Source organism: Deferrisoma palaeochoriense (genome assembly GCF_054656955.1).
The window spans coordinates 35910-56363 of sequence record NZ_BAAHXI010000009.1 but is presented as its reverse complement, the minus strand read 5'-3'; the positions used below and the strand labels follow the sequence as shown (position 1 = coordinate 56363).

The window sequence follows — 20454 nt, the reverse complement described above, 5'->3', positions numbered from 1 at the left end:
CGCTACTCCGCGATGCTCGAGGCGTTCGCCGTGATGGTGAGCGCCTGGTAGGCGCACTTGCCGCAGTAGCCCAGGTGGTCCATCAGGTAGCGCACGGTGGCGTCCAGCTCCTCCTGCTCCTTGGAGTGCACCCCGGCGGCGCTCGAGCCGCTTTTGATCCACCCCAGGAGCTTCACGTTCTCCGTGGCCTTGAACTCGTTTTCGAACACGTAGCGACGGATCGCGCTCTGGTACGACGGCTCGTCGGCCAGGAGCACCTGGTAGCCCACGCTGGCGATGGCGTCGGAGAGCTCCTTGCGGAACACCTCCTTGTCGGGGATGCCCAGGTACTGCTCGATGGCCTGCATGAACTTCTCGTCGGGCTGCACGTCGGCCTGGGTCACCTCGTGCTTCACCGTGGTGTTGTGCACGTAGGCCCGCACGTGGTCGGTGTAGCGCTTCCAGGTCGTCTCCACCACGGTCTCGTCCCGCAGAACCGCGGTGTACACGTCGCTCGCGATCTGGGCGAAGATCCACCGCTTGGCCTGGGGCAGCACCTTCTCCACGTAGTGCCGGAGCTTCGTCTTGTTGGAGGCGAAGGTCTCCTTGATCTGGTTCTCCATGCGCAGGTAGAGGTCGAGCGGGGTCACGCAGGGGTTCCGGAGGGCGATGGAGGTCAGCAGCGCCGGCTCGCCCTCCTCCTCCCGGAGTCGCCGCAGGTTCGCCTGGTACTCGTTGATCTGGAAGTGCTCGGTGCTCTCGAACACGTTCTGGATGAACCGGGGGTCGAGCCCGAAGGTGCCCTCGGAGGGCCGCACGTACTCGAACTCCTCCAGGATGGTGCGGGCCATGTTGTTGTCGACCCCGCTGTCGGCCCGGCCCGCGTAGATGAGCGCCTTTTGCAGGAGCGTCAGGTTCGGGTTCTGCTTCGACTCATAAAGCCGGGTCATCACGGCCACGAGGCTCAGGAACTCCAGGCTGTGGGGGGCCGTGTGGGCCACGAACTTCTTCTCGGGGCTCCAGCCCCGCCGATCGTTCGCGTAGGTGTAGGCGTAGATGCGCTCCTCGTCCTTGAAGTGGACCGACAGGGGCATCTCGATGAAGGTGGTCCGGGACCGCAGGGCCTCGAACGCCTCGTTGGCGAGGAACATGTTGTACTCGTGGAAGTTCGTGTGCCCGATGATCACCCCGTTGAACGGGATCGGGGGCTGGCCCTCGGGCTTGAAGAACCGGTCCTGGGTGGCAAACAGGAGCTCGTAGAGGAACCGGTCGGAGAGCTTGAGGATCTCGTGGATCTCCACGAACCCGTTGGCGCCCACGCACAGCTCCCCCTTGTAGTCGTGCACCAGGGGGTGCGACTCGCTCCCGAACCGGGGGAGCAGGCTGTAGTCGATGTTGCCCACGAGCGACCCGGCCTCCTGGCTCTTCTCGTCCCGGGGGGTGTAGGAGCCGATGCCGGTCTTGGTGCGGGCGTCGTAGATCATGCGGCGCACCTTGAGGTAGGGTAGGAGCCCGCCGAAGGTGAGGTCCTTGGCCCGCATGAACTCCCGGAGCACGAAGTCGCTGTAGGGGGAGATGAGCCCGTCGATCTCCACCCGGAACACCCCGTCGTAGTGGGGGTGGGCCTCGAAGAAGGCCTCCATGCCCTCGGGGGCGAGGCTGTCGTTGAGCTCCCGCAGGAACATGGGCCGCAGGGTCGGCGGCACCACCTGGAGCGGCCGCTCGTAGATGGGCGCCTGCAGATACCAGATGCCGTCCTCCTCGAAGAGCGCTTTCTCCCGGAGCCGCTCGTCCACCGTGGGCAGAAGCAGGGTGTAGGTCTTGCCCTCGTCGGTGCGGGAGTAGGCGTTCATGGCGGTCTTGATGCCGTCCATCGACCGGGACTTGGCGGCGCCCGGCGGACCCAGGAGGATCCAGAGCCGCTTGGCCGCCTCGAGCCCCCGGCTCGCGTTGGAGATCCGCTCCACCAGGTTCTCCTTGGCCTTCTGCTGGCCGAACACGGCAAACGGCCCCACCAGGGACTCGTCCTCGAAAAAGGCGTAGCGGTGGCGGATGGGCTTCCCGGGAATCACCTGGTACTCCACGCCCGAGCTCAGGAGCATGTCGTGGAGCAACTGGAACATGTTCCGGGTGATCCAGGGCTCCCGCCGCACGAGGTCCAGGTAGGCGGGAAAGGTGAGGATCTCCTCGTCGGGGGTCCGGGTGCCGGCCTGGTCGAGAAGGGTCTGGAGTTTTTCCCACATGGCGTTCGCTCCTGGGTGGGGATGGAGTTATCTGTAAACCTACCGCAGAGAGCCAGATAGGCAACGGTGCCGGGGGCGTGGGGAGCGCCCGCGGCGCCCTCGCCTCCGACCGCAGACCGCAGACCGGAGACGGAAGCATCCCCATGAAACGCATCGACGACGACCGCCTGGCGGCCCTGGCGGCCCGGGCCGCCGCAAGCGACCGCCGCCGGGCCAACGACAACCTGCACCCCGACCTGGGGGACCCGGTCCAACGGTTCCTGAACGCCATTGAGCCCGGCACTTACGTGCGGCCCCACCGCCACGCCGACCCGCCCCGGTGGGAGCTCTTTTTGGCCCTTCGGGGCCGGGCCGCGGTGCTGGGGTTCGATGAGGGGGGCAACGTCGTCTGGCGGGAGGAACTCGCGGCCGAGGGGCCGGTGCGGGGGCTGGAGATCGAGCCCGGCGCCTGGCATGCGGTGGCGGCCCTGGAGCCCGACACGGTCCTCTTCGAGTGCAAGCCCGGGCCCTACCGGCCGGTTTCGGACAAGGATTTCGCCCCCTGGGCCCCGGCCGAGGGGGAACCCGGGGCCGCGGCACTGGAGCGGTGGTACCGAACCGCCGCGCCGGGCGACCGGTGGGAGGGGTAGGCCCCCGGGGGGCTCAGCGGTGCCCGAGTTTTCGCAGCACCCGGTCGATATCCCGGGCCATGGCCTCCTCGAGGCCCACGGTGAAGCCCCGGTACACGGCCTCCACCGTGCCGTCGGGCGAGAGGAGGAAACTCGCCGGGGTGAACGTGACCCCGAAGGCGTTGGCCAGGGTGAACTCGGGGTCCCATGTAAACGGGAAGGGCAGGTCGTAGTCCCGGATGTAGCCCTCGAAGTCCCGGGCCTTCATGTCCACGAACACCCCGAGCACGGCGAAGGCCCCGTTCGACTCGGCGTGGAGCTTCTTGACCGCGAGCATCTCTCGCAGGCACGACCGGCAGGCGGTCTGCAAGAACACCACGAGCACCGGCCGGCCGGCCGAAAGCTCCGCGAGCGAGCGCACCTCACCCTTCGGGATCTCCGCGAACCGGAACCGGGGGACGGCGTCGCCGGGCTGCAGAAGCTTCTCCGTGCCCATGCCGGCCAGGGCGGGTGCGGCCCTCAGGACGGCGAGCAACGAGAGGGCGAGCACGAGAGGTCGGGAAATCGGACCGAATGGGCGCATGACAGGCCTCCTTGCGGACGCGGTCCTGTGTAGCAGAAAGTCTCATTTTTGCAAGGGGGTGGGGGGAAAGGGGGCGGGGCGAGGAGCTAGAATCTTCACCGCCCGGGCACGGACGCGGGTGGGGCACGCCGTGCGGGCGATGGAGAGGGCCGGCGAACGTTAGAGTTGGTCGACGCCCCCTTGCTCGTGTGGTGTAATGGAAAAAGGAACAGCGCCATCGCGGGGGAGCGTTGGCGTGATTTGAGCAGCCCGATCGGATCGTTGAATTCTCTCATCCGGCAGGAGACGCCCCGATGAACATTGAGATTCCCGAACCGATCCGTCGAAGGCTCGCCGCCTTGGCCGCGCAGTTCGGAAAAACCGAAACGGCCTGCGTGGTAGAAGCCCTCCAGGAGTGGGTCGAAGACCGGGAAGACTATCTCGCGGCGGCCGAGCGACTGAAGTGCCCCGGCCGCCGCTTGACCACGGAGGAACTGGAGCGGGAGCTTGGGCTGGCGGATTGAGTGGGACGAGGGGGCCCTGAAGGACCTCAAGGGGTTCGACCGCCAGGCCCAAAGGCGCATCGTCCGGTTCATGGCCGAGCGCGTAGCCACCCGTCCCGACCCAAGAACGATCGGCCGCGCACTGACAGGACCGCTTGGGGAGTTCTGGAGGTATCGCGTGGGGCCGTACCGTATCGTCTGCCGTATCGAAGGCGACCGCCTCGTGGTTCTCGTGGTCCGGGTGGGACACCGACGGGAGGTGTACCGGACCCCCTGACTCTCGCCCTGACCGAACCGTGGGCGGTTGGGGGGACGCCCCCCGGGCGCCCCGGCCCCCTTCGAAAAAGTAACTTCGGCTGGGCGGCTGGGCTGCTTGGCAGTTAGGCGGCTAAGAACATTCCGTGTTCCTGCGGGCCTTGCGGCCCGGGTCGCGCCTTCGACGGCGCTCCCACACCGGGGCCCTGACTTGCACGTTACCGTCCTGCGCCGCGGGACCCCCTGGGGAGCTTCCACATAGGCGATTCGATTCCCGTCTGGCGACATACCCCGAATATACCCGGAAAAAAAGCAAAGGGCTTAGCCGGTTTGGCTAAGCCCTTGTATTCATTGGGGTGAGTGATGGGATTTGAACCCACAACTCCCGGATCCACAGTCCGGTGCTCTACCGTTGAGCTACACTCACCATCGATCCGCTATGGTGGAACCGCCGTGTGGCACGCCTGGAGGGATTCGAACCCCCGACCCGCGGCTTAGAAGGCCGCTGCTCTATCCGACTGAGCTACAGGCGCAACGGGCGATCGCTGGCTGCGTGGTCGGGGCGAGAAGATTCGAACTTCCGACCCCCTGCGCCCAAGGCAGGTGCGCTACCAGGCTGCGCCACGCCCCGACAAGAAGCGAAATGCTATCACATCGCCTCGTCCAGCTCAACGGGGAAAACGGGGGATCAACCGCCCCACCGAAGAGCCCGCGACGCGGCTAGCGCGAGGGCCAGGAGCACGAGCAGGGCGCCCCACGTGGCGAGGCTTCGGCGCACGGCCTTCTTGGCTTTCTCCGCCTCCCACCACCGGTGGGGCCGGACCCCCTTGGCCAGGAACGTGACCACCCCGGCCAGGTTCAGGCACACCCAGTTGGCCACGAACAGGAGCCCCGCGCCGCCGGCGTCCGCCCAGTGCCCGGAGCCGGCGAGTAGCCCCGCCGTCACCAGCGGCGGCAGCAGGGCCACCGCGACCATGACCCCGATGAGCCCCCCGCCGGTTCCGCCCGTGGCGGAGAGGGCGCCGGCGGCGCCCGCGGCCAGGGCCAGCACGAGGTCCCCGAATCCCGCCCGGGTGCGGGAGGCGATCTCGGGGAGGCCGGGGTCCACGGGCAGGATCGCCCCGGCGGCCACGGACAGGGCGAGAGCCAGGCCGGTGCCGACCGCCCCGGCTCGCACGGCCCGGCGCCACAGGGGCCCGTCGCCCACGGTCACGGCCAGCGACGAGGCGAGGATCGGGCCGAGGAGCGGAGCGATCACCATGGCGCCGATCACCACGGCCGGGTTCGACCGCAACAGCCCCACCACGGCCACCACGGTGGCCAGCCCCGTGAGTACGAGGAAGTTCGCCCCGGCATCGGCCCCCGGCTCCACGTCGGCATAGAGTTCCTCGCGGCTGATCCTCCCCCGGGGCGGCGCCGCGGCCTGGGGTGTCGGGGAGGGCGGGGGTTCCGGCCGGGGCAAGGTGGCCTCCACCGGCAGCAGGAGGAGCCGGAAGTCCGGGGTGTGGCCGAAGTGCGTGTCCAGGTGGTCCACCACCTCCTCGGCGTGCTCGGCGTCCAGGAGGGCCCGCACGAGGACCTTGCCCTCGGCCAGATCGTCGATCCAGTGGCCAAGGACAGGCGCCTCTTCCAGGTGCCGGCGAAGGGCGTCCCGATGGGCCCGGGGCACCACGCCTTCGAGAAGCCGTAGGTTCACAACCAGCCCCGCCGCCGGAACCAGCGGACCATGCCGATTCCCACCGCCACCATGACCGCCCAGACCGCCGGGTAACCCCACCGCCATTTGAGTTCGGGCATGTGCTCGAAGTTCATGCCGTACACCCCGGCGAGGAAGGTGAGCGGGATGAAGATCGTGGCGATCACGGTGAGGGTCTTCATGACCTCGTTCATGCGGTTCGACAGGCTCGAGAGGTACACGTCGAGGTACCCGGCCAGGAGGTCCCGGTAGGTTTCCACGGTGTCGATCACCTGCACGCAGTGGTCGTACACGTCGCGCAGGTAGGGCCGCGTGGCCTCGTCCACGAGACCGCCCGCGTCCCGTTCCAGGTAGAGGAGGGCTTCCCGCAGGGGCCACACGGCCTTCCTCACGGCGCCCACGGCCCGCTTGGCCTCGTGGATCGCCTGGAGCACCTCCGGGGACGGGTCGGAGAGAATCGGTTCTTCGAGGCCCTCGATCCGGCCCCCGAGCCCCTCGAGGGCGAGAAAGTAGTGGTCCACCAAGAGGTCGAGGACGCAGTAGGCAAGGTAGTCGGCACCGGCCGCCCGCACCCGTCCCACACCCTTGCGGATCCGCTCCCGGAGGGGATCGAGGACGTCTCCGCTGCGCTCCTGGAAGGTCACGACGAACCCCCGGCCCACGACCAGGCTCACGTGCTCGACCCCGAGTCTTCCCGCCTCCTCGTCGAACCGGATCATTTTGGCCACCACGAAGGCGTACTCGTCGAACCCCTCGGCCTTCGGCCGCTGGCGGGTGTTCACCACGTCCTCGAGCACGAGGGGGTGGATCCCGAGGATTCGCCCCACCGCGGCCACGGCGGCCACGTCGTGGACCCCGACCACGTTGAGCCAGGTCACCGAGGGGCGGGAGAGATAGGCACGCAGGGCCTCGGGGCTTTCGAGTTCGTGCTCCTCCACCCGTGAGGCGTCGTAGTCCAGGACCTGGAGCCGGGCCGGCCCCTCCTGGGGTTCCCCCACGTGGACGAGGCTTCCCGGGGGAAGCCCCACCTTGGCGGCCCGGCTCTTGGCGGCGGTCAAGCCTGTCCCCCCGTGTCGCCCACGAGCCGCACCGGGAAGGGGTCGGTGACGCTGCCGGCGTATAGGGTGCGGTGGGGGAAGGGGATCTCGATGCCGGCCTCGTCGAAGGCCTGCTTGATCTCTTCCTGAATCGAGTTGCGAAGGTCGAGGAAGTTCTGGCGCAGGGCCCACACCGAGAACTGGAGGTCGAGCGACGACTCCCCGAACCCGAGGAAGATGATCAAAGGTTTGGGCTCCTCGAGGTACAGCGGGTTCTTGTCGGCCACCCGGAGGAGTACCTCCCGCACCCGGGAGATGTCCTCCTTGTAGGCCACCCCCACCTTCACGTCGAGCCGGCGGATGGGAAACCGTGTGTAGTTGGATATCTCGGCCTTGATCATGGTTTCGTTGGGGATGCGGACAAACACGTTGTCGAAGGTCCGCAGTTTGATGGACAGCAGGTCCACGGAGAGTACCTCGCCCATGGTATCGCCCACCTTGATCACGTCGCCCACGGTGAAGGGCTTTTCCGCCATGAGAAAGAGCCCGCTGATGAGGTTCGAGGCGGAGGTTTGGCTCGCGAACCCCACGGCCACGGTGAGCACCCCGGCCGCTCCCAAAAGTACGCTGAGTTCGAACCCCAGTTCCCGCAGAGCCGACACGGCTGCGAGGCCCATGACACCCCAGAAGGCCAGCCGCCGCACCATGGCGTGCTCCTGGGCGCCGGCGTACCGGGCGGCCACGCGGCCTGCCGCGTTCGCCGCGACCCGGCCGAGCACCCATCCGCCCGCAAGGAGCAGTACCGCGTGGACGACCGAGAGGAATCGTTCGCCGGTCAAAAGGTCCGTGAGAAGGGCTTTTGCATCCACGAGCGGTTCCTTTCGTCAGCCGATGAGCGCGGAGAGGGCCCGGGTCAGGAGGTTCCGGTCCGGGGTTTCCCGGGCCGGGGCGACCGGGGCCGGCCGAGGGGCCTCGGGCGGCGGGGCCCGGCGGATGTCCATCTGGATCCGGGTTTCCTCCTCCCCATCCCCCTCCATCCGCAGGTCTAAGGAGGGGGTCCAGAGGTTTCCGTCGTCCGCCGCAAACAGAGGCAGGTACACCACCGGCAGGTTCAGCCGTTCCACGGGAACCAGCGCTTTGGTCCGGTTCACCAGATCTACGGGCACCACGGCCCGGTGGGGCCGCCGAGGCACCTCTTCGGCCCGCGTGCGGGCCGAGGTCCGTGCCGCGTAAGCGAGTTCCCCCTCGCGGGTATTGGGGCCGAACCAGGTGTCCGAAGATCGGTAGATGGGCACCTCCCGCAACGCCACGGCGCCGGCCTTGACCCGCACCCACACGGGCACGCTCACGTAAAGGCGGGCCTTTTCCTCGGGGGCGAGGTAGAGGGGCACTGCGGGGCGGGAGACCACGGGACGGTCGGGCAGGCAGGGGTCCAGCCGCAGTTCATCCCCCAGGCTCCGGGCGGGGTACCGGCCCTGTTCCGCTCCCTCGTCGGGGAAGGAGGCGGTCGTGGGAACTTCGATCTCCACGGCGTCGTCGTGGGGATCGTGGGTGGAACGGGCGGCCAGGAGCCACTCCTCGGGCCGGCGCTCGGCCCACAGGGTCAGGGCGCCGATCCGCCAGCGGCCGGCGGTTCCGGCCGGAATCCGATACGCGTTCCACCAGGATCGATCGGCCATGGGTTCGTTCTCCTCCCTCCCTTGCCCGCCCCCGGGGAGTATACGAGATTGGCGGTCACGGGCAATAGGCAACCTCGCGGCGTCCGAAGAGCCTCGAACGTCTTCCTTGGTGTCGCTGCGAGTCTGGGCCGGCTTGGAGACGCCCATACTCAAATGGATTGCCGGATGCGGGTGGGGAACTGGCTCCGGCCGGGGGCGAGTGCAGTACCCGATTCGCCGCGCCTTCCCACGCCGTTATCGGCGCGGCAGGCCGCGGCGCCGGTGACGGAAGTTCCGGATCTTCCAAGGCGATCTAAGCCTGGTGGGGGCGCGGCGACGTGAGGGGCCCCATCCGGCTTTCCACCAGCCCCCCACCCGCCGGTTCCCGTAGCGACGACGGGGATCTGGCGAGACTTTCGTTGATAGTGATATACGATCGCCGAAGGTACGACCTGATGGCCGGGCACCGGCGAAGGGGAAGGAGAGGACCGGACGTGAACCGCGTGTTCGTGACCCGCAGGATTCCCCGGGAGGCGTTGGATCTCCTTAATCCCGCCTGCGCGGTGGATCTGTGGGACGACGACCTGCCCCCGCCCAAGGAGGTCCTGCGGGAGCGGGTCCGGGGGGCGGCCGGGCTCCTGTGCCTCCTCACCGACCCGGTGGACGGGGCGCTTTTGGACGCGGCCGGCCCGGGCCTACGGGTGGTGAGCCAGATGGCCGTGGGGGTGGACAACATCGATCTGGCCGCCTGCACCCGCCGGGGCATCCCCGTGGGCCACACCCCCGGGGTGCTCACGGAGACCACCGCGGATCTGGCCGTGGCCCTGCTTCTCGCCGCGGCCCGCCGGCTCCCCGAGGCCCAGGCCGCGGTGCGGGCCGGGGAGTGGACCGCCTGGAAGCCCCTGTGGCTCGCCGGGCGGGACGTCCACGGGGCCACGGTGGGCATCGTGGGGCTGGGCCGGATCGGCCAAGCCGTGGCGCGGCGGCTCCGGGGGTTCGGGTGCCGGCTCCTCTACACGGGCCCCCGGGAGGTGCCGGAGGCCCGGGAGCTGGGGGCCCGCTACGTGGACCTCGATACCCTGCTGGCCGAAAGCGACTTCGTGACGCTCCACTGCCCGCTGACGCCGCGGACCCGCCACCTGATCGACGCGGCGACCCTGGCCCGCATGAAGCCCACGGCCATCCTGGTCAACGCGAGCCGGGGGGCCGTGGTGGACACCGGGGCCCTCCACGAGGCCCTGGCCGCCGGCCGCATCGCCGGGGCCGCCCTGGATGTGACCGACCCGGAGCCCCTTCCGCCCGACCACCCCCTGCTTGCCCTGCCCAACTGTCTGGTGCTCCCCCACATCGGCAGCGCCTCGGTGGCCACCCGGACCCGTATGGCCGTGATGGCGGCCGAGAACCTGCTGGCGGGTCTCCGGGGGGAGCCCCTGCCCCACTGCGCCAACCCGGAGGTGTACCGATCCCAGGAGGGAACTAGGCGATGACCCCCGTGGAACCTGTTGTGCTCGTGGTGAATGGAAGCCCCCGGAAGGGGGGGAACTCGGATCTGGCCGCCGCGCGGGTGCTCGACGGGGTCCGGCAGGCCGGGCGGCGGGGCACCGAGGTGCGCCTGCGGGAGCTCGCGTTCCGCTCGTGCATCGGGTGCGAAGGCTGCCGAAGGGCGGGCCGCTGTGTCACCGAGGACGATCTGGCCGGGGTGTATCCGGAGGTGGAACGCTCCCAGGGCATCGTGCTCATCTCACCGGTCCACAACTACAACGTTACCGCCTGGATGAAGGCGTTCGTCGACCGGTTGTACTGCTACTACGAGTTCGAGGAGCCCCGGCCGGGGCCTTGGTCGAGCCGGCTCGCGGGGCAGGGTCGGAAGGCGGCGGTGGTGGCGATCGGCGAGCAGCACGCCCGCGAGGACATGGGGTTCACCCTGGAGGCCATGGCCTGGCCCCTCAAAGCGCTGGGATACGAGGTGGTGCGGGAGGTGCCGGTGCTGGGGGTGTTTGGCCGGGGGGAGTTGGCCGGCGCCCGGGACGCCTTGGCCGAGCTCGAGACCTGCGGGCGGGAGTTGGCCGCGGCTCTGGGGTGACGCCGTTGCCCGGTGAGGCGTTCCCGAAATCCCGCGGTGTTCCAAGTAACTTCGGCTAGGCGGCTGGGCTGCTTGGCAGCTAGGCGGCTAGGAACATTCGGGATTCCAGCGTCATCGGGTCGGCCACCCGTTGGGAGCGATTGCCGTACCAGGGGCCAGAATTCGGAGGTCAGAAGTCGAAGGACCCCTGTCCTCTGTCGTCTGGCCTCTGGTACCTGACACGGTCTCCGGTCCCGTCGTCCGAGCGTCTGTGATTCGCCGCTCGCACGACGCGGAAGTGTTGTTTTTGCAAACAGGCCGCGTCCCGCGGCCTGCGGGAGTTTCTGTGTAGCCGCCGGAGTAATAAAACTTTTTGCGAGACGGGCCACTGACATGAAAAACGGGCACCCGGCGAAACCGGGTGCCCGTTTCCGTTGCCTGGTAGCGGGGGCAGGACTTGAACCTGCAACCTTCGGGTTATGAGCCCGACGAGCTACCAAATTGCTCCACCCCGCGACACGCAAGTCGCATTATACGCAGCAGCGGGTTGGTGTCAACCCCTTGTGAACGCTTTTCCTTGACCGGGGCCGCTCGTCACTCGTACTTTGTCTGTTTCCCCCCGACGGTCCTCGGCACGCTCCCTTCCGGCGTTCCCCCACAGGAAAAGGGGCCCCTGCGAGGCCCCTTTCCCAACACGCCCCGGCCGGCGCTAGGCCAGGTCGTGGAACCCGACGCCGTCGGCCTCCAGCGCCTGGCGCATCTTCTCCAGGGCTTCCACTTGGATCTGCCGGATCCGCTCCCGGGTCACCCCGAAGATCTTGCCGATCCGCTCCAGCGTCATGGGTTCCCCGCCGTCGAGACCGAATCGCAGGGTGAGGATTTTCTTCTCCCGATCGGTCAGCACGCCGATCTTGGCGCGCACGAGCTGGACAACCCTCTCGCGCAGGAGGCCCTCGGTCGGGTCCGGGGCGTCGGGGTCTTCCAGCTTGTCCTGAAGGGTGAAATCCCCGTCCACGTCCAGCGCCTGGTCCATGCTCAGGGTGCGCCGCTGGATCTTGAGGAGCCGGTCCACGTACTCCATTCGGAAGCCCGTTTCCTCCGCCAGTTCCTCCACGGTGGGCGTCCGTCGAAGCGCCCGCGTGAGGCTCTCGGTGACCCGACGCAACCGGTCGAGGTCGTCCGAGACGTGCACGGGAAGCCGGATCGTCCGCACCTGGTTCGTGAGGGCGCGTTCGATGGACTGGCGGATCCACCAGGTGGCGTAGGTGGAGAACCGGCAGCCCTTGGAGGCCTTGAACCGTTCCACCGCCTTGATGAGCCCCACGTTCCCCTCCTCGATCAGATCGAGGAACGGCAGACCCCGGTTCACGTACCGCTTGGCAATCTTCACCACGAGCCTGAGGTTCGATTCGATCATGCGGCGGCGGGCCGCCTCGTCGCCCTTCTCGATCCGCAGGGCCAGCTCGATCTCCTCCTGGGGGGTGAGGAGCCGGGTCTTGCGGATGTCCTTGAGATAGAGGGCCATGGAACTGGCCGAGGTGTGGGGATCGCGGCGTTCGGAGGGGGCGGGCGTGCTGGCCAGGGCTTGCGGACTCATCGACGCGCTCCTTTCGGGAAAAGCGATACGAACGAGTCCGCAATATAGCGGTCCGGTGCCCGCGGCCGAAGGGGGGGAGACGGCGTTTTACCCGATCGGGCTCTAAAGATACCCAAACGGTCCACAATGGGGTATCCGTCCGGTTCGCCCCCGGCTTTGCTGCTAGGGCGCCCACCGGGTGAACACGAAATCGTGGTCCTTGACGTTGGCCTCGTGGCAGGGAAAGCAGGTTTCGTAGAGCATCATGTCCCCCACCGGGGTTCCGTCGGGTCGGAACCGGCCGAATCCCCAGCCCCCGGTCTTGGCGAAGCGCTTCGTGTCCTTCTCCATGATCTCCACGCTCACCGGCTCCCCCGGCACGGTGGCCGCCTCCCACTCGGCGCTCTTCACGGCCTTGTACACGAGTTTCGCGATCTTCGAGCCGTCCGGGAAGGGAAGGGTGCCGTTGCGGTACGCCTCGGCCATCACCGGGTTGGCCAGCATCATCCGAATGTGGCCCTTATCGGTCCGAAGGCTCGGCGCCACCGCAGTCCAGTTGCGGTAGTCGGCCGGGAGTTCCACGCCCGTGGGGGCGGTGGGCCCGCCGGCGCCGACGGGAACGGTCCAAAGGAAGAGGGCGGCCAGGGCCAGGAAAACGCGCGTTGCGGGGCGCATCTGGTCCTCCTTTCGTCGCGGTGGCGGTGGTAGGATGTGCCGACCCGAGCCTATCTCCGCGAGAACGGGTGTCAAGGGCGCGGAGATGCCGACCCCTTCGTGGGCGGTTCGGCGAAACGGAGGCCGAGATGGGAAGATCGGACGTCGTGTGGGAGGCGGGGGAACGCCTTTTCCAGAACCTCGCGTTTCTCGCCGCGGGAAGCGCGCTGTGCGCCCTGGCCATCAACGGGATTCTCGTACCCCACGGGTTTTTGAGCGGGGGCGTGGCCGGGGTGGCCCTCGAGATCCACTACCTGTTCTCGAAGATACCGGTGAGCTGGGCCTACCTGGCCCTCAACGTGCCGCTCTTCGCCGTGGCGTGGCGGTTCGTGGGGCGGCGGTTCTTCCTTTACAGCCTGGTGGGCGCCGTCCTGTTCACCCTGGCCTTGGACTGGATCCACTGGGCCGTGCCGGTGGGGGACCGGATGCTGGCGGCCCTGCTGGCCGGGATCCTGAGCGGCGCAGGGTCCGGGTTGATCCTGCGCTCCCGGGGGTCGGCCGGGGGGACCGACGTCCTCTCCGTCATGCTGTACCAGCGCTTCTCCGTGCGGCTCGGCACCACGGTGCTCGTGTTCAACGCGATCGTGCTCAGCGTCGGGGCGGCGATCTTCGGGCTCGACCCCGCCCTGTACACACTCGTGCACATCTTCGTGGCGAGCCGAGGCGTGGACCTGGTGGTCACCGGGTTGAGCCAGCGCAAGGCCGCGTTCATCGTGTCCCGGCGCTGGGAGGAGATTCTTCGGCACGTTTTGGCCGAGATCGGGCGGGGGGTCACGGTGCTCGAGGCCCACGGCGGGTACACCGGGGAGGAGGAGCATGTGCTCTACACCGTGATCACGTTCCGGGAGTGGCCGCGGCTCAAACGGGCCGTGCGGGCCATCGACCCGGAGGCCTTCGTGGTGGTGACCGACACCCTGGAGGTCCTGGGCCAGCGCATCGGAAACGAGCCCCACTGGTGAGGAGGCGGGGAGGCTCGGATCCCGCCCCCTCGGAACTCGGAGCCGGCCTTCTCGGGGGCCGGACGCGTCGGGACATCCGGGGACGCGTTCGCGCCCCGGATGGCTGTTCACGCGCCCGGTGCGGCTTCCATGATGCGCCAGCCGACCCGTCCGTCTTCCTCCATCCATATCTCGTAAGTGACTTCCCCGCGGGTTTCCAGGAGTTCGGCGGCCTGTCTCCGGAGCCTCGGGAAGTCGGCCGTGGCGAGGAACCGCCCCAGGATCTCGACCCTGCGGCCCGACTCCGGGTCCGGTTTGTCTTCGGCCAGGAGCCGGGCGGCGGCCTCGCGGTAGGCTTCGGCGGCAGCGTGCTGGATGCACCGATCCTTTCGGGCCCTCAGGACGACGGGCCCCATCCTTGACCTGCTTTCCCCGTTTTGGCTTCTCACGAAAGCCCTCCGAGGCCCCTGCGGGGCCCTACCACGCGGGAACATGACGGCCGGACCGGGGCACGGTGTGCGAACTCCTAGCGGAAGTCCCACGGATCTCCCTCGGGTCGCGCGTCGCGGGGGACCACGGCGTATCCTCGCGCGGGAGCCGGGCAAAAAAAAGCCCCGGGGGGAGGAGGAACCCGCCCGGGGCGTACGGGGGAATGCGACCCTGTGGATCAGGGTCGGGACAGGGTCTGGAGGAAGCAGCCGGTGGATCCGCTGTCCCCCTCCGGGGTGGGGGTGGGTTGCGGCTCCTCGGCCGTCACCGGCTCCTCGCCCGGCTCCACCGGGGTGAGGCCGGCCAGTTTCGCAAACGCGTGGGCCGCCTCCTCGGTGTGCTCCAGGATCTCGGCCTGGCTCGCGCCGATGAGGTCACCCGGGGTCACCATGCCGGTCGCCGGAACCGTGGAGAAGTCGGGGCTCACGTCGTCCGTGTCGCCGTCGCGGTTTACGTCCACGCCGTGCACGTACCCGATCTCGGGCTCGACCCAGATCTTCCCCTTGGCCACGAGTTCGTCGAAGTTCTCGATGGTCCACGGCAGGAACGTGACCGTGCGGTTCGACAGTCGGGCGTTCATTACCACGTCCGGGTCGCCGCCGTACACGGGGTTCGTCCCCTGGGCGTGGCAGTCCACGCACTGCCGGGTCTTTCCGGCCTCCGCCGCGCCCGGGGGCGGCAGCAGCTTCCCGGTGTCCGGGTCGATCCCGCCGAGCTTGTCGTAGTCCTTGGCCGCCCCCAACGCCTGAGATGCGGGAAGCACATTGTGGGTTACGGTGAAATAGTGGGCCACGATCGCAAGCCTAAGGCCCGTGTCGTAGTCGGGGGAGGGCCGGCCCGCGTATTCGTCTTCCTTCTCCAGTACGGTGACGAGGGCGCTGCGCACGAGGTCAAGCTCGGTCTCGTTGGAGATCTCGGGCCGCAGGTCGAAGTTGTCGTCCCACACGATGGTGGCCGGGTCGTAGTCCGTGATCGTTCCGTTCTCGTCCCGGGTGACGGTGCTCGAGAGCAGCACGATCCCCATCTGGTGCCGGCCGGGCATGACCTCCCGGGACACCGCGCCCGCGAGCATCGAATTCAGTTCCCGCGGGGCCAGCACGCGCATGCTGGCCGGGTCGTCCGGCTCGTAGTACACCCAGGTCACGGCGGCCACCGGGTTCCCGGGGTAGATCTTAATCTTCCCGTCCCGGTCGGGCTTCTTGTAGAGCACCGGGGTGAACTCGAAGTAGCTCTTGCCGTTGGCCGTGGCGAAGAACTCCCCGATGCTCTCCGGCGAGAAGTTCCCCTCGGCGTCCGGGGTGGGGATCGTGGCCGAGCCGTCCGGGTCGGTCATGAGGGTGTAGAACATGGCATAGGGGTCCAGGGGCCGGTCCGTGCCGAACCCCGGCGTCTTCCCGTCCATCTGCAGCTTCGCGGCCACCAGAGGGTCGGGCCCGTTGGGGTCGAAATAGGCGATGGAGGTGACCATGTCCATGCCGAACAGCGGGTTCGACTGGCCGGCCCACTGGAGCCCGCCGATGCCGTAGAAGGGCGCCGCCGCGTAGTAGCCCGGCTGGGGGTCCTGGATGCCGAAGGCGCCGAAGAACGAAAACGGCACCATCTGGCTGACGTCGCCCGGGTCGGCCGGGTTCGGCATGAACCGGGAGTCGAAGTTGTAGGTGAACCCCATGGAGTAGTCGAAGGCCCGGAACGGCCAGTAGCGCTTGTAGGGGATGTGGCAGGTTTCGCAGGCCACGTGCTCGAAGTGGTCCGCCACGATCTCCTCGGAGCCGAAGTTCTCCCGGTGGGCCAGGGTCATCTGCTCGAGCCCGTGGCAGTCGGTGCACACCTTGACCTTCTCGAAATCGAGGTCGTTTCGCACCGTGCCGCCGGTGTCGATGCCCTTGCCAAAGTTGTGGTCGGGCGCGGCCGGCCCCTCGGCCTTGGTGGCGTGGCAGTCCACGCACTCCACGCCCCGGGCGGCGTGCACGTCGTATCCCACGAGGTCCCCCGGGCTTTTCTGCCCGGCCTCCACCTGCTCGAGGGCCCGGTCGTAGTCCTCCTCCCCCTCGTACTCCATCTTCCAGAAGGTTCCCCGCTTGGGGACGTCGGCCTTCATGCCCATGACGTCGGGCCGGATGTAGAGGCCCTTGTTCACCGGGTCGCGGAAGCCCACGTGGCAGCGGCCGCAGATGAGGTCCCACTTGTGGCCGCCGGTGTCGTCGCTCGCCAGTAGCGGCGCCTTCGTGCCGCTTTGGGCCGCGAACAGGGCAAGATCGTCCGGGTCGTAGTAGGTCTCGACCGTGAAGTAGTTTTGGACCTCGTCGGGCACCTGCCCCAGGGTCACCCCCGGCTTTTTCACCAGCTTCACGTAGGCCAGGGGCACGCCGTCGCCGTCGAGGTCGAGGCCCATGAGGCCCCCGGTGGCCGCGTACTTGAAGTAGTACCCGAGGAATTTGCGGCTGCCCCACACCTTGTCGCCGTTCGCCGCCGTCACGACGTTCACGGCCGGGTTGTAGGCGTTGTGCATCTTGAACCCGCTCGTGCCCCCGGCTTCGTCGGGTTTTCCGCCCTCCACCATGGGGACCTTGACCGAGTCGCGGGTGCTCGCCACCGGCGAGTTGGGTGCCGCGTAGAAGTTCCCGCCCTCGAACGTGCCGGACAGCGGGCTCGAGTACCGGTCGATGGAGAACACCTCGTACCCTTCGGGGACCTCCTCGGCCGTCGGATAGCGGCCCACCGAGATCGCCAGGATGTCGGCGTAGTCGTCCCGGGCCTCGTTCATCTTGGCGATAACGAAGATCTTGAGCCGGGGCGCGTAGTTCTGGGCGTCGATGCCGTCGGCCGTGTGGAGCCGGTTCTCGTAGGGGTCCAGGTGGCAGGTGAGGCACTCCGCCTCCAGCACCCCGCTCTCGCCCCAGTCGTGGAGATGGGGGGCCGAAAGCGCCGGCGAGGGGCCGCCGCCCATGAGGTCGCGGGCCATGTGGAAGGGCGCCGCGCCGATGTCCTCGATGTCGTAGCGGTAGTAGTCCCCGTTCAGACGGCCGAACTCACCGGCCTCAATGGCCTCGCGGTTCTCGGTGAAAAACTCGTCGTACCGGTTTCCGAACCGATCGATCTCATAGGCCCCTCCCCCCATGTGGCAGGAGGTGCAGGTGGCGATCTCGTCGGCCGTGCCGATGTCGAACCGGGTGTGGTCCTCGTTGTTCTGTGCCGCCAACTGGCGGTACGAGGGCGGTCACCAGGCCCCGAACTGGCCGGGCGACGAGATGTTGTAGAGGGTCGGCAGGGTTTCGAGCACGCCGCCGGGGCCCGCGAGCACCTTCCCCAGGTCGTCGGCGAACCCGTCGCCGTCGGCGTCCACCCGCTCGTCCAGGCCGAGCTGGAAGTGGTAGGCCGAGGTGATCTTCTCGTAGGAATGGCAGAGGCTGCAGGTTTCCTTCGGGCTCATGGGCGGGCCCGCCACCAGGGCAGCGTCTTGGCCGTTGGCCGGGAGGGTTTTCGCGGCGTCGAGGTTTTGCCGCACCGGGTCCCCCACGCCGTCTCCGTCGGCGTCGGCGTAGGTGCGGATCTCGATGGCCGGGTGCGCCGCGGCGGGCGCCGCCGCGGCCAGGAGCCCGGGCAGGGCGAGGCTGGTGACGAGGATCGGGATCTTTCGCATGGCTCCTCTCCGTGGGGTTGGGTCTGGGGGGCCGGGTGGGCCCCTAGGTCAAAATCGGTGTCGCGGGTCCGCGTTTCGCGTCAGTACCCCTGGGGGTGGCACGCGAGGCACGCGGCCTCGGTGCGGGTGTGGCACACCCGGCAGTTCTCCCGTTCGGCTGCGCCCCGGATCCGGTGGCCCGAGGCGAGCCAGCCGTTGCGGGGCGAGTGGCTCCGGGGGGCCTCCCGGTGGCAGTCCGAACAGAACGTGGCCGTGTGGCACGCCCGGCAGTTGTCCCGGTCGTGCCGGGCCTCCAGGCCGTGGCTGCGGTCTTTCCATCCCAGGGTGTGGCTCCGGGGCTTCTCGGTGCGGTGGCAGGTCCGGCAGGCGTCCGGGCCGGGGTGGCAGAGGCGGCAGGCGGCCTCCGTGAGGTCTTCCCGCTGGCCGTGGCGCTTCTCCCAGAGCCCGTCGTGGGAGGGGGGCTTTTCGCCCACACGGATCCGGCGATGGCAGGTCGAGCACTCGGCCGGCGCCTGGTCGCCGTCGTGGCAGCCCATGCACACCTCCATCCCCGGAAACTCCACCCCGGCCAGGTTCTCCGCCCCGGGGGTGGCGCCGTGGCACCGGGAGCAGTCCACGTCCTCGTGGGGGCCGTGGTCGAACACCACGTCCCCGTACGTGCGGCCCCGTGGTGCCTTGGACACGGCGTAGTCCTCGTCCCCGGACCGGGTGTGGCAGGTGAGGCACGCCTCCGAGGGGTTCCCCTCGTCGATCTCGTGGCACTCCTTGCACGGTTCCATGCCGGTCCGAAGCCCGTCCGCCCGGTGGCAGTCGGTGCAGGCCGCCTCCCCGGCGTGGAGGGCGTGGGAAAACCGCAGGCCCGTGTCCTCGCGGCACCCGGCGGCGAGGGCGAGGGCGGCGGCGAACGCGGCTATCGAAACGGATCGCAGCTTCATGGCGTATCCCCTGGGCATCAGAACCGGACCGTGAGGCGGGTTTCCAGCGTGTGAACCTGGTCCACGCCGTAGAGGTCCTCGAGGAGGTCGTCGGTTTCCCGGCGGTAGACGAGGTCGGCCGACCACCGGGACGCGTGGCGGTACCCCAGCCCCAGTTCCAGGCTGTGGGCAACCAGGTTTTCCAGGTCGTTGTTCAGGTCCTCGTCCTTGCGATAGTAGGAGGCCGAGGCGAGGAACGAGCCGAGGAAGGCCTGCTCGGCGTCCGCCCAGTAGGAGAGGCTTCGGGCCTCGTGGCCGGCCAGTCGGTCCTCCCTCCACCACGAAACCCCGCCGCGCAGCACAAATCCCGGGATCCCGGGTTCGAAGAGACCGAGCCCCAACTGCACCACGTCGAAGCTCGTGTTCGAGGGGTCCTCGTAGTGGTCCTCGTCGATGAGGTCGCGCTTGGTGTAGGCGCCACTCAGGGTCACGTGGCGTCCAAGGGCCTGCTCCACGGAGAGGCGAACCTGGTTGTACGGGCCCTGGCGCTCCAGGCTCAGGCGCTCGAGCCGGTAGCGGCCGGGATCGGCGTCGGCCGTGAAGTCGAGGAGAAAGTCGTCGTCCTCCTCGTTGCCGATCTTCTTGTAGATCGAGGCGGTGACCTCGGTCCCCGTGGGGTCCCACCAGGCCGTCACCGACGCCTCGGCCTCCCGCAGATCGCCGTTGACCCACTCGGCGGTGGCCTTGCTCCACGCCAGGTCCGCGAGCCGGTGCCGGAGGGTCAGCCGGGTGAGATCGTCGAACGAATCGAGGTAATCGGCCCGCGCGGTCACGTTCCACGGAAGGCCGAGCTCGAAAGCCCCGCCCCACACGTTGTCGTGTTCGAGGTCGTCGTAGTACTGGACCAGCCGTCCCCCGAACCCCTCCAGGGCCACGCGACCCATCGGGCCCGGGCCTTTCGCCGTGAAGCGCGCGGCGCCTCCGTCCAGGTGCACGGCCTCCGCGCTCTCCCAGGAGAACCGGCCGGCCGTGAGGCCCGCCCACGGCGCCGGGTTCACCTCGAGCCCCAGGTCGTAGACGAACAGGTGGCGCCCGTTGGGAAACCGGTCCACGGAGGAGTAGAAGACCGAGTCCTCGCCCTCCTGGCCGAGATCCCACCGGAACGCGCCCGACGCGAACGCCCGGGCGCCCAGGGGCAGGCCGTCGGCCTCGAGGACCAGAAACTCGGAGCCGTAGGCGCCCCGATCGTCCTGGCCCGGGTCCGCGTCGGCCCAGGAAGTCCGGAGCTCGGTGCGCGAGGTGCCCGAGAGATCCCAGGCCGGGGCGGGAGCGGCCGGGGTGATCCAAAGAACCGTGCCCAACACCAAGAGGGTTCGTTTCATGGCTTCCTCAAGAGCCGGGGTGGGGGGGACGGGTTACGCACGAAGGGCGCCTTGATGCAGGCACCGTACCACCGAGTGCCCCAGGCGCAAGAAAAGTCATAACCTGTTGAAATGCCGTCAGGTCTAGACCGTCTCCGCCCCGCGGCCAGGCCGCGTTCCGAGGGGTAAATGTTTCAGGTGTTGCGCGTTTCTGAAACG

At 68.5% G+C, this 20454-nt stretch carries 19 protein-coding genes and 4 tRNA genes; 6 read left to right on the top strand and 17 right to left on the bottom strand.

Annotated features, from left to right (window positions below):
* Nucleotides 1-2 precede the first annotated feature (2 nt).
* Nucleotides 3-2222, bottom strand: a complete 2220-nt coding sequence (locus tag ACYQ8L_RS04300; protein WP_459940538.1) for a hypothetical protein — start codon at nt 2220-2222, stop codon at nt 3-5.
* A gap of 143 nt (nt 2223-2365) precedes the next feature.
* On the opposite strand from ACYQ8L_RS04300, the gene ACYQ8L_RS04295 reads away from it, so the two are divergent.
* Entirely contained in the window at nt 2366-2851 is a 486-nt protein-coding gene (locus tag ACYQ8L_RS04295; protein ID WP_459940537.1) for a WbuC family cupin fold metalloprotein, read from the top strand.
* A 13-nt stretch (nt 2852-2864) separates the two neighbouring features.
* Here ACYQ8L_RS04295 and ACYQ8L_RS04290 read toward each other — a convergent pair whose 3' ends face one another.
* Complete coding sequence (locus ACYQ8L_RS04290; RefSeq protein WP_459940536.1) at nt 2865-3413, bottom strand: peroxiredoxin family protein; 549 nt, start codon at nt 3411-3413, stop codon at nt 2865-2867.
* Nucleotides 3414-3706: 293 nt separating this feature from the next.
* Between ACYQ8L_RS04290 and relB the strand changes: the two genes are divergently transcribed.
* Nucleotides 3707-3916 (top strand): type II toxin-antitoxin system RelB family antitoxin, encoded by a 210-nt coding sequence (gene relB, locus ACYQ8L_RS04285; RefSeq protein WP_459940535.1) that lies wholly within the window; start codon nt 3707-3709, stop codon nt 3914-3916.
* On the top strand, nt 3900-4172 hold the full coding sequence (locus ACYQ8L_RS04280) for a type II toxin-antitoxin system RelE family toxin (protein ID WP_459940534.1): 273 nt from the start codon (nt 3900-3902) through the stop codon (nt 4170-4172). Before relB ends, ACYQ8L_RS04280 begins: the two co-directional genes overlap by 17 nt.
* A 330-nt stretch (nt 4173-4502) precedes the next feature.
* Here the strand turns inward: ACYQ8L_RS04280 and ACYQ8L_RS04275 are convergent.
* From ACYQ8L_RS04275 to ACYQ8L_RS04245, 7 genes are all read right to left on the bottom strand, one after another.
* Nucleotides 4503-4577 (bottom strand) — tRNA-His (locus tag ACYQ8L_RS04275).
* A gap of 29 nt (nt 4578-4606) precedes the next feature.
* Nucleotides 4607-4683: transfer RNA gene (locus tag ACYQ8L_RS04270), tRNA-Arg, on the bottom strand.
* 21 nt (nt 4684-4704) lie between these two features.
* A tRNA-Pro gene (locus ACYQ8L_RS04265) sits at nt 4705-4781 on the bottom strand.
* A gap of 57 nt (nt 4782-4838) precedes the next feature.
* Complete coding sequence (locus ACYQ8L_RS04260; RefSeq protein ID WP_459940533.1) at nt 4839-5846, bottom strand: TIGR00341 family protein; 1008 nt, start codon at nt 5844-5846, stop codon at nt 4839-4841.
* Nucleotides 5843-6904, bottom strand: a complete 1062-nt coding sequence (gene corA, locus ACYQ8L_RS04255; RefSeq protein ID WP_459940532.1) for a magnesium/cobalt transporter CorA — start codon at nt 6902-6904, stop codon at nt 5843-5845. Before corA ends, ACYQ8L_RS04260 begins: the two co-directional genes overlap by 4 nt.
* Nucleotides 6901-7752 (bottom strand): mechanosensitive ion channel family protein, encoded by an 852-nt coding sequence (locus ACYQ8L_RS04250; RefSeq protein ID WP_459940531.1) that lies wholly within the window; start codon nt 7750-7752, stop codon nt 6901-6903. The genes corA and ACYQ8L_RS04250 overlap by 4 nt, the downstream gene beginning before the upstream one ends.
* 15 nt (nt 7753-7767) lie before the next feature.
* Nucleotides 7768-8562 (bottom strand): DUF432 domain-containing protein, encoded by a 795-nt coding sequence (locus ACYQ8L_RS04245; RefSeq protein ID WP_459940530.1) that lies wholly within the window; start codon nt 8560-8562, stop codon nt 7768-7770.
* Between the two features lie 434 nt (nt 8563-8996).
* On the opposite strand from ACYQ8L_RS04245, the gene ACYQ8L_RS04240 reads away from it, so the two are divergent.
* Nucleotides 8997-10028, top strand: coding sequence for a 2-hydroxyacid dehydrogenase (locus tag ACYQ8L_RS04240; protein ID WP_459940529.1), 1032 nt, complete (start codon nt 8997-8999; stop codon nt 10026-10028).
* Complete coding sequence (locus ACYQ8L_RS04235) at nt 10025-10624, top strand: flavodoxin family protein (RefSeq protein WP_459940528.1); 600 nt, start codon at nt 10025-10027, stop codon at nt 10622-10624. The genes ACYQ8L_RS04240 and ACYQ8L_RS04235 overlap by 4 nt, the downstream gene beginning before the upstream one ends.
* A 418-nt stretch (nt 10625-11042) precedes the next feature.
* On the opposite strand, the gene ACYQ8L_RS04230 is transcribed toward ACYQ8L_RS04235, so the two are convergent.
* From ACYQ8L_RS04230 to ACYQ8L_RS04220, 3 genes are all read right to left on the bottom strand, one after another.
* Nucleotides 11043-11119: transfer RNA gene (locus ACYQ8L_RS04230), tRNA-Met, on the bottom strand.
* 193 nt (nt 11120-11312) lie between these two features.
* Entirely contained in the window at nt 11313-12200 is an 888-nt protein-coding gene (locus ACYQ8L_RS04225; RefSeq protein ID WP_459940527.1) for a sigma-70 family RNA polymerase sigma factor, read from the bottom strand.
* Between the two features lie 162 nt (nt 12201-12362).
* Nucleotides 12363-12854, bottom strand: coding sequence for a cytochrome P460 family protein (locus ACYQ8L_RS04220; protein WP_459940526.1), 492 nt, complete (start codon nt 12852-12854; stop codon nt 12363-12365).
* 128 nt (nt 12855-12982) lie between these two features.
* Here ACYQ8L_RS04220 and ACYQ8L_RS04215 point away from each other — a divergent pair, with 128 nt between their 5' ends.
* Nucleotides 12983-13852, top strand: coding sequence for a YitT family protein (locus ACYQ8L_RS04215; protein ID WP_459940525.1), 870 nt, complete (start codon nt 12983-12985; stop codon nt 13850-13852).
* Between the two features lie 107 nt (nt 13853-13959).
* On the opposite strand, the gene ACYQ8L_RS04210 is transcribed toward ACYQ8L_RS04215, so the two are convergent.
* The 5 genes from ACYQ8L_RS04210 to ACYQ8L_RS04190 form a co-directional block, all read right to left on the bottom strand.
* The gene (locus ACYQ8L_RS04210) at nt 13960-14247 is read right to left on the bottom strand and encodes a hypothetical protein (protein WP_459940524.1); all 288 of its coding nucleotides are present in this window, start codon (nt 14245-14247) and stop codon (nt 13960-13962) included.
* 251 nt (nt 14248-14498) lie between these two features.
* Entirely contained in the window at nt 14499-17519 is a 3021-nt protein-coding gene (locus tag ACYQ8L_RS04205) for a cytochrome c3 family protein (RefSeq protein ID WP_459940523.1), read from the bottom strand.
* A gap of 18 nt (nt 17520-17537) precedes the next feature.
* Complete coding sequence (locus ACYQ8L_RS04200; protein ID WP_459940522.1) at nt 17538-17960, bottom strand: hypothetical protein; 423 nt, start codon at nt 17958-17960, stop codon at nt 17538-17540.
* 80 nt (nt 17961-18040) lie between these two features.
* Nucleotides 18041-18895 (bottom strand): cytochrome c3 family protein, encoded by an 855-nt coding sequence (locus ACYQ8L_RS04195; RefSeq protein ID WP_459940521.1) that lies wholly within the window; start codon nt 18893-18895, stop codon nt 18041-18043.
* Nucleotides 18896-18912: 17 nt separating this feature from the next.
* Nucleotides 18913-20256, bottom strand: a complete 1344-nt coding sequence (locus ACYQ8L_RS04190; RefSeq protein WP_459940520.1) for a hypothetical protein — start codon at nt 20254-20256, stop codon at nt 18913-18915.
* Nucleotides 20257-20454: the final 198 nt, after the last annotated feature.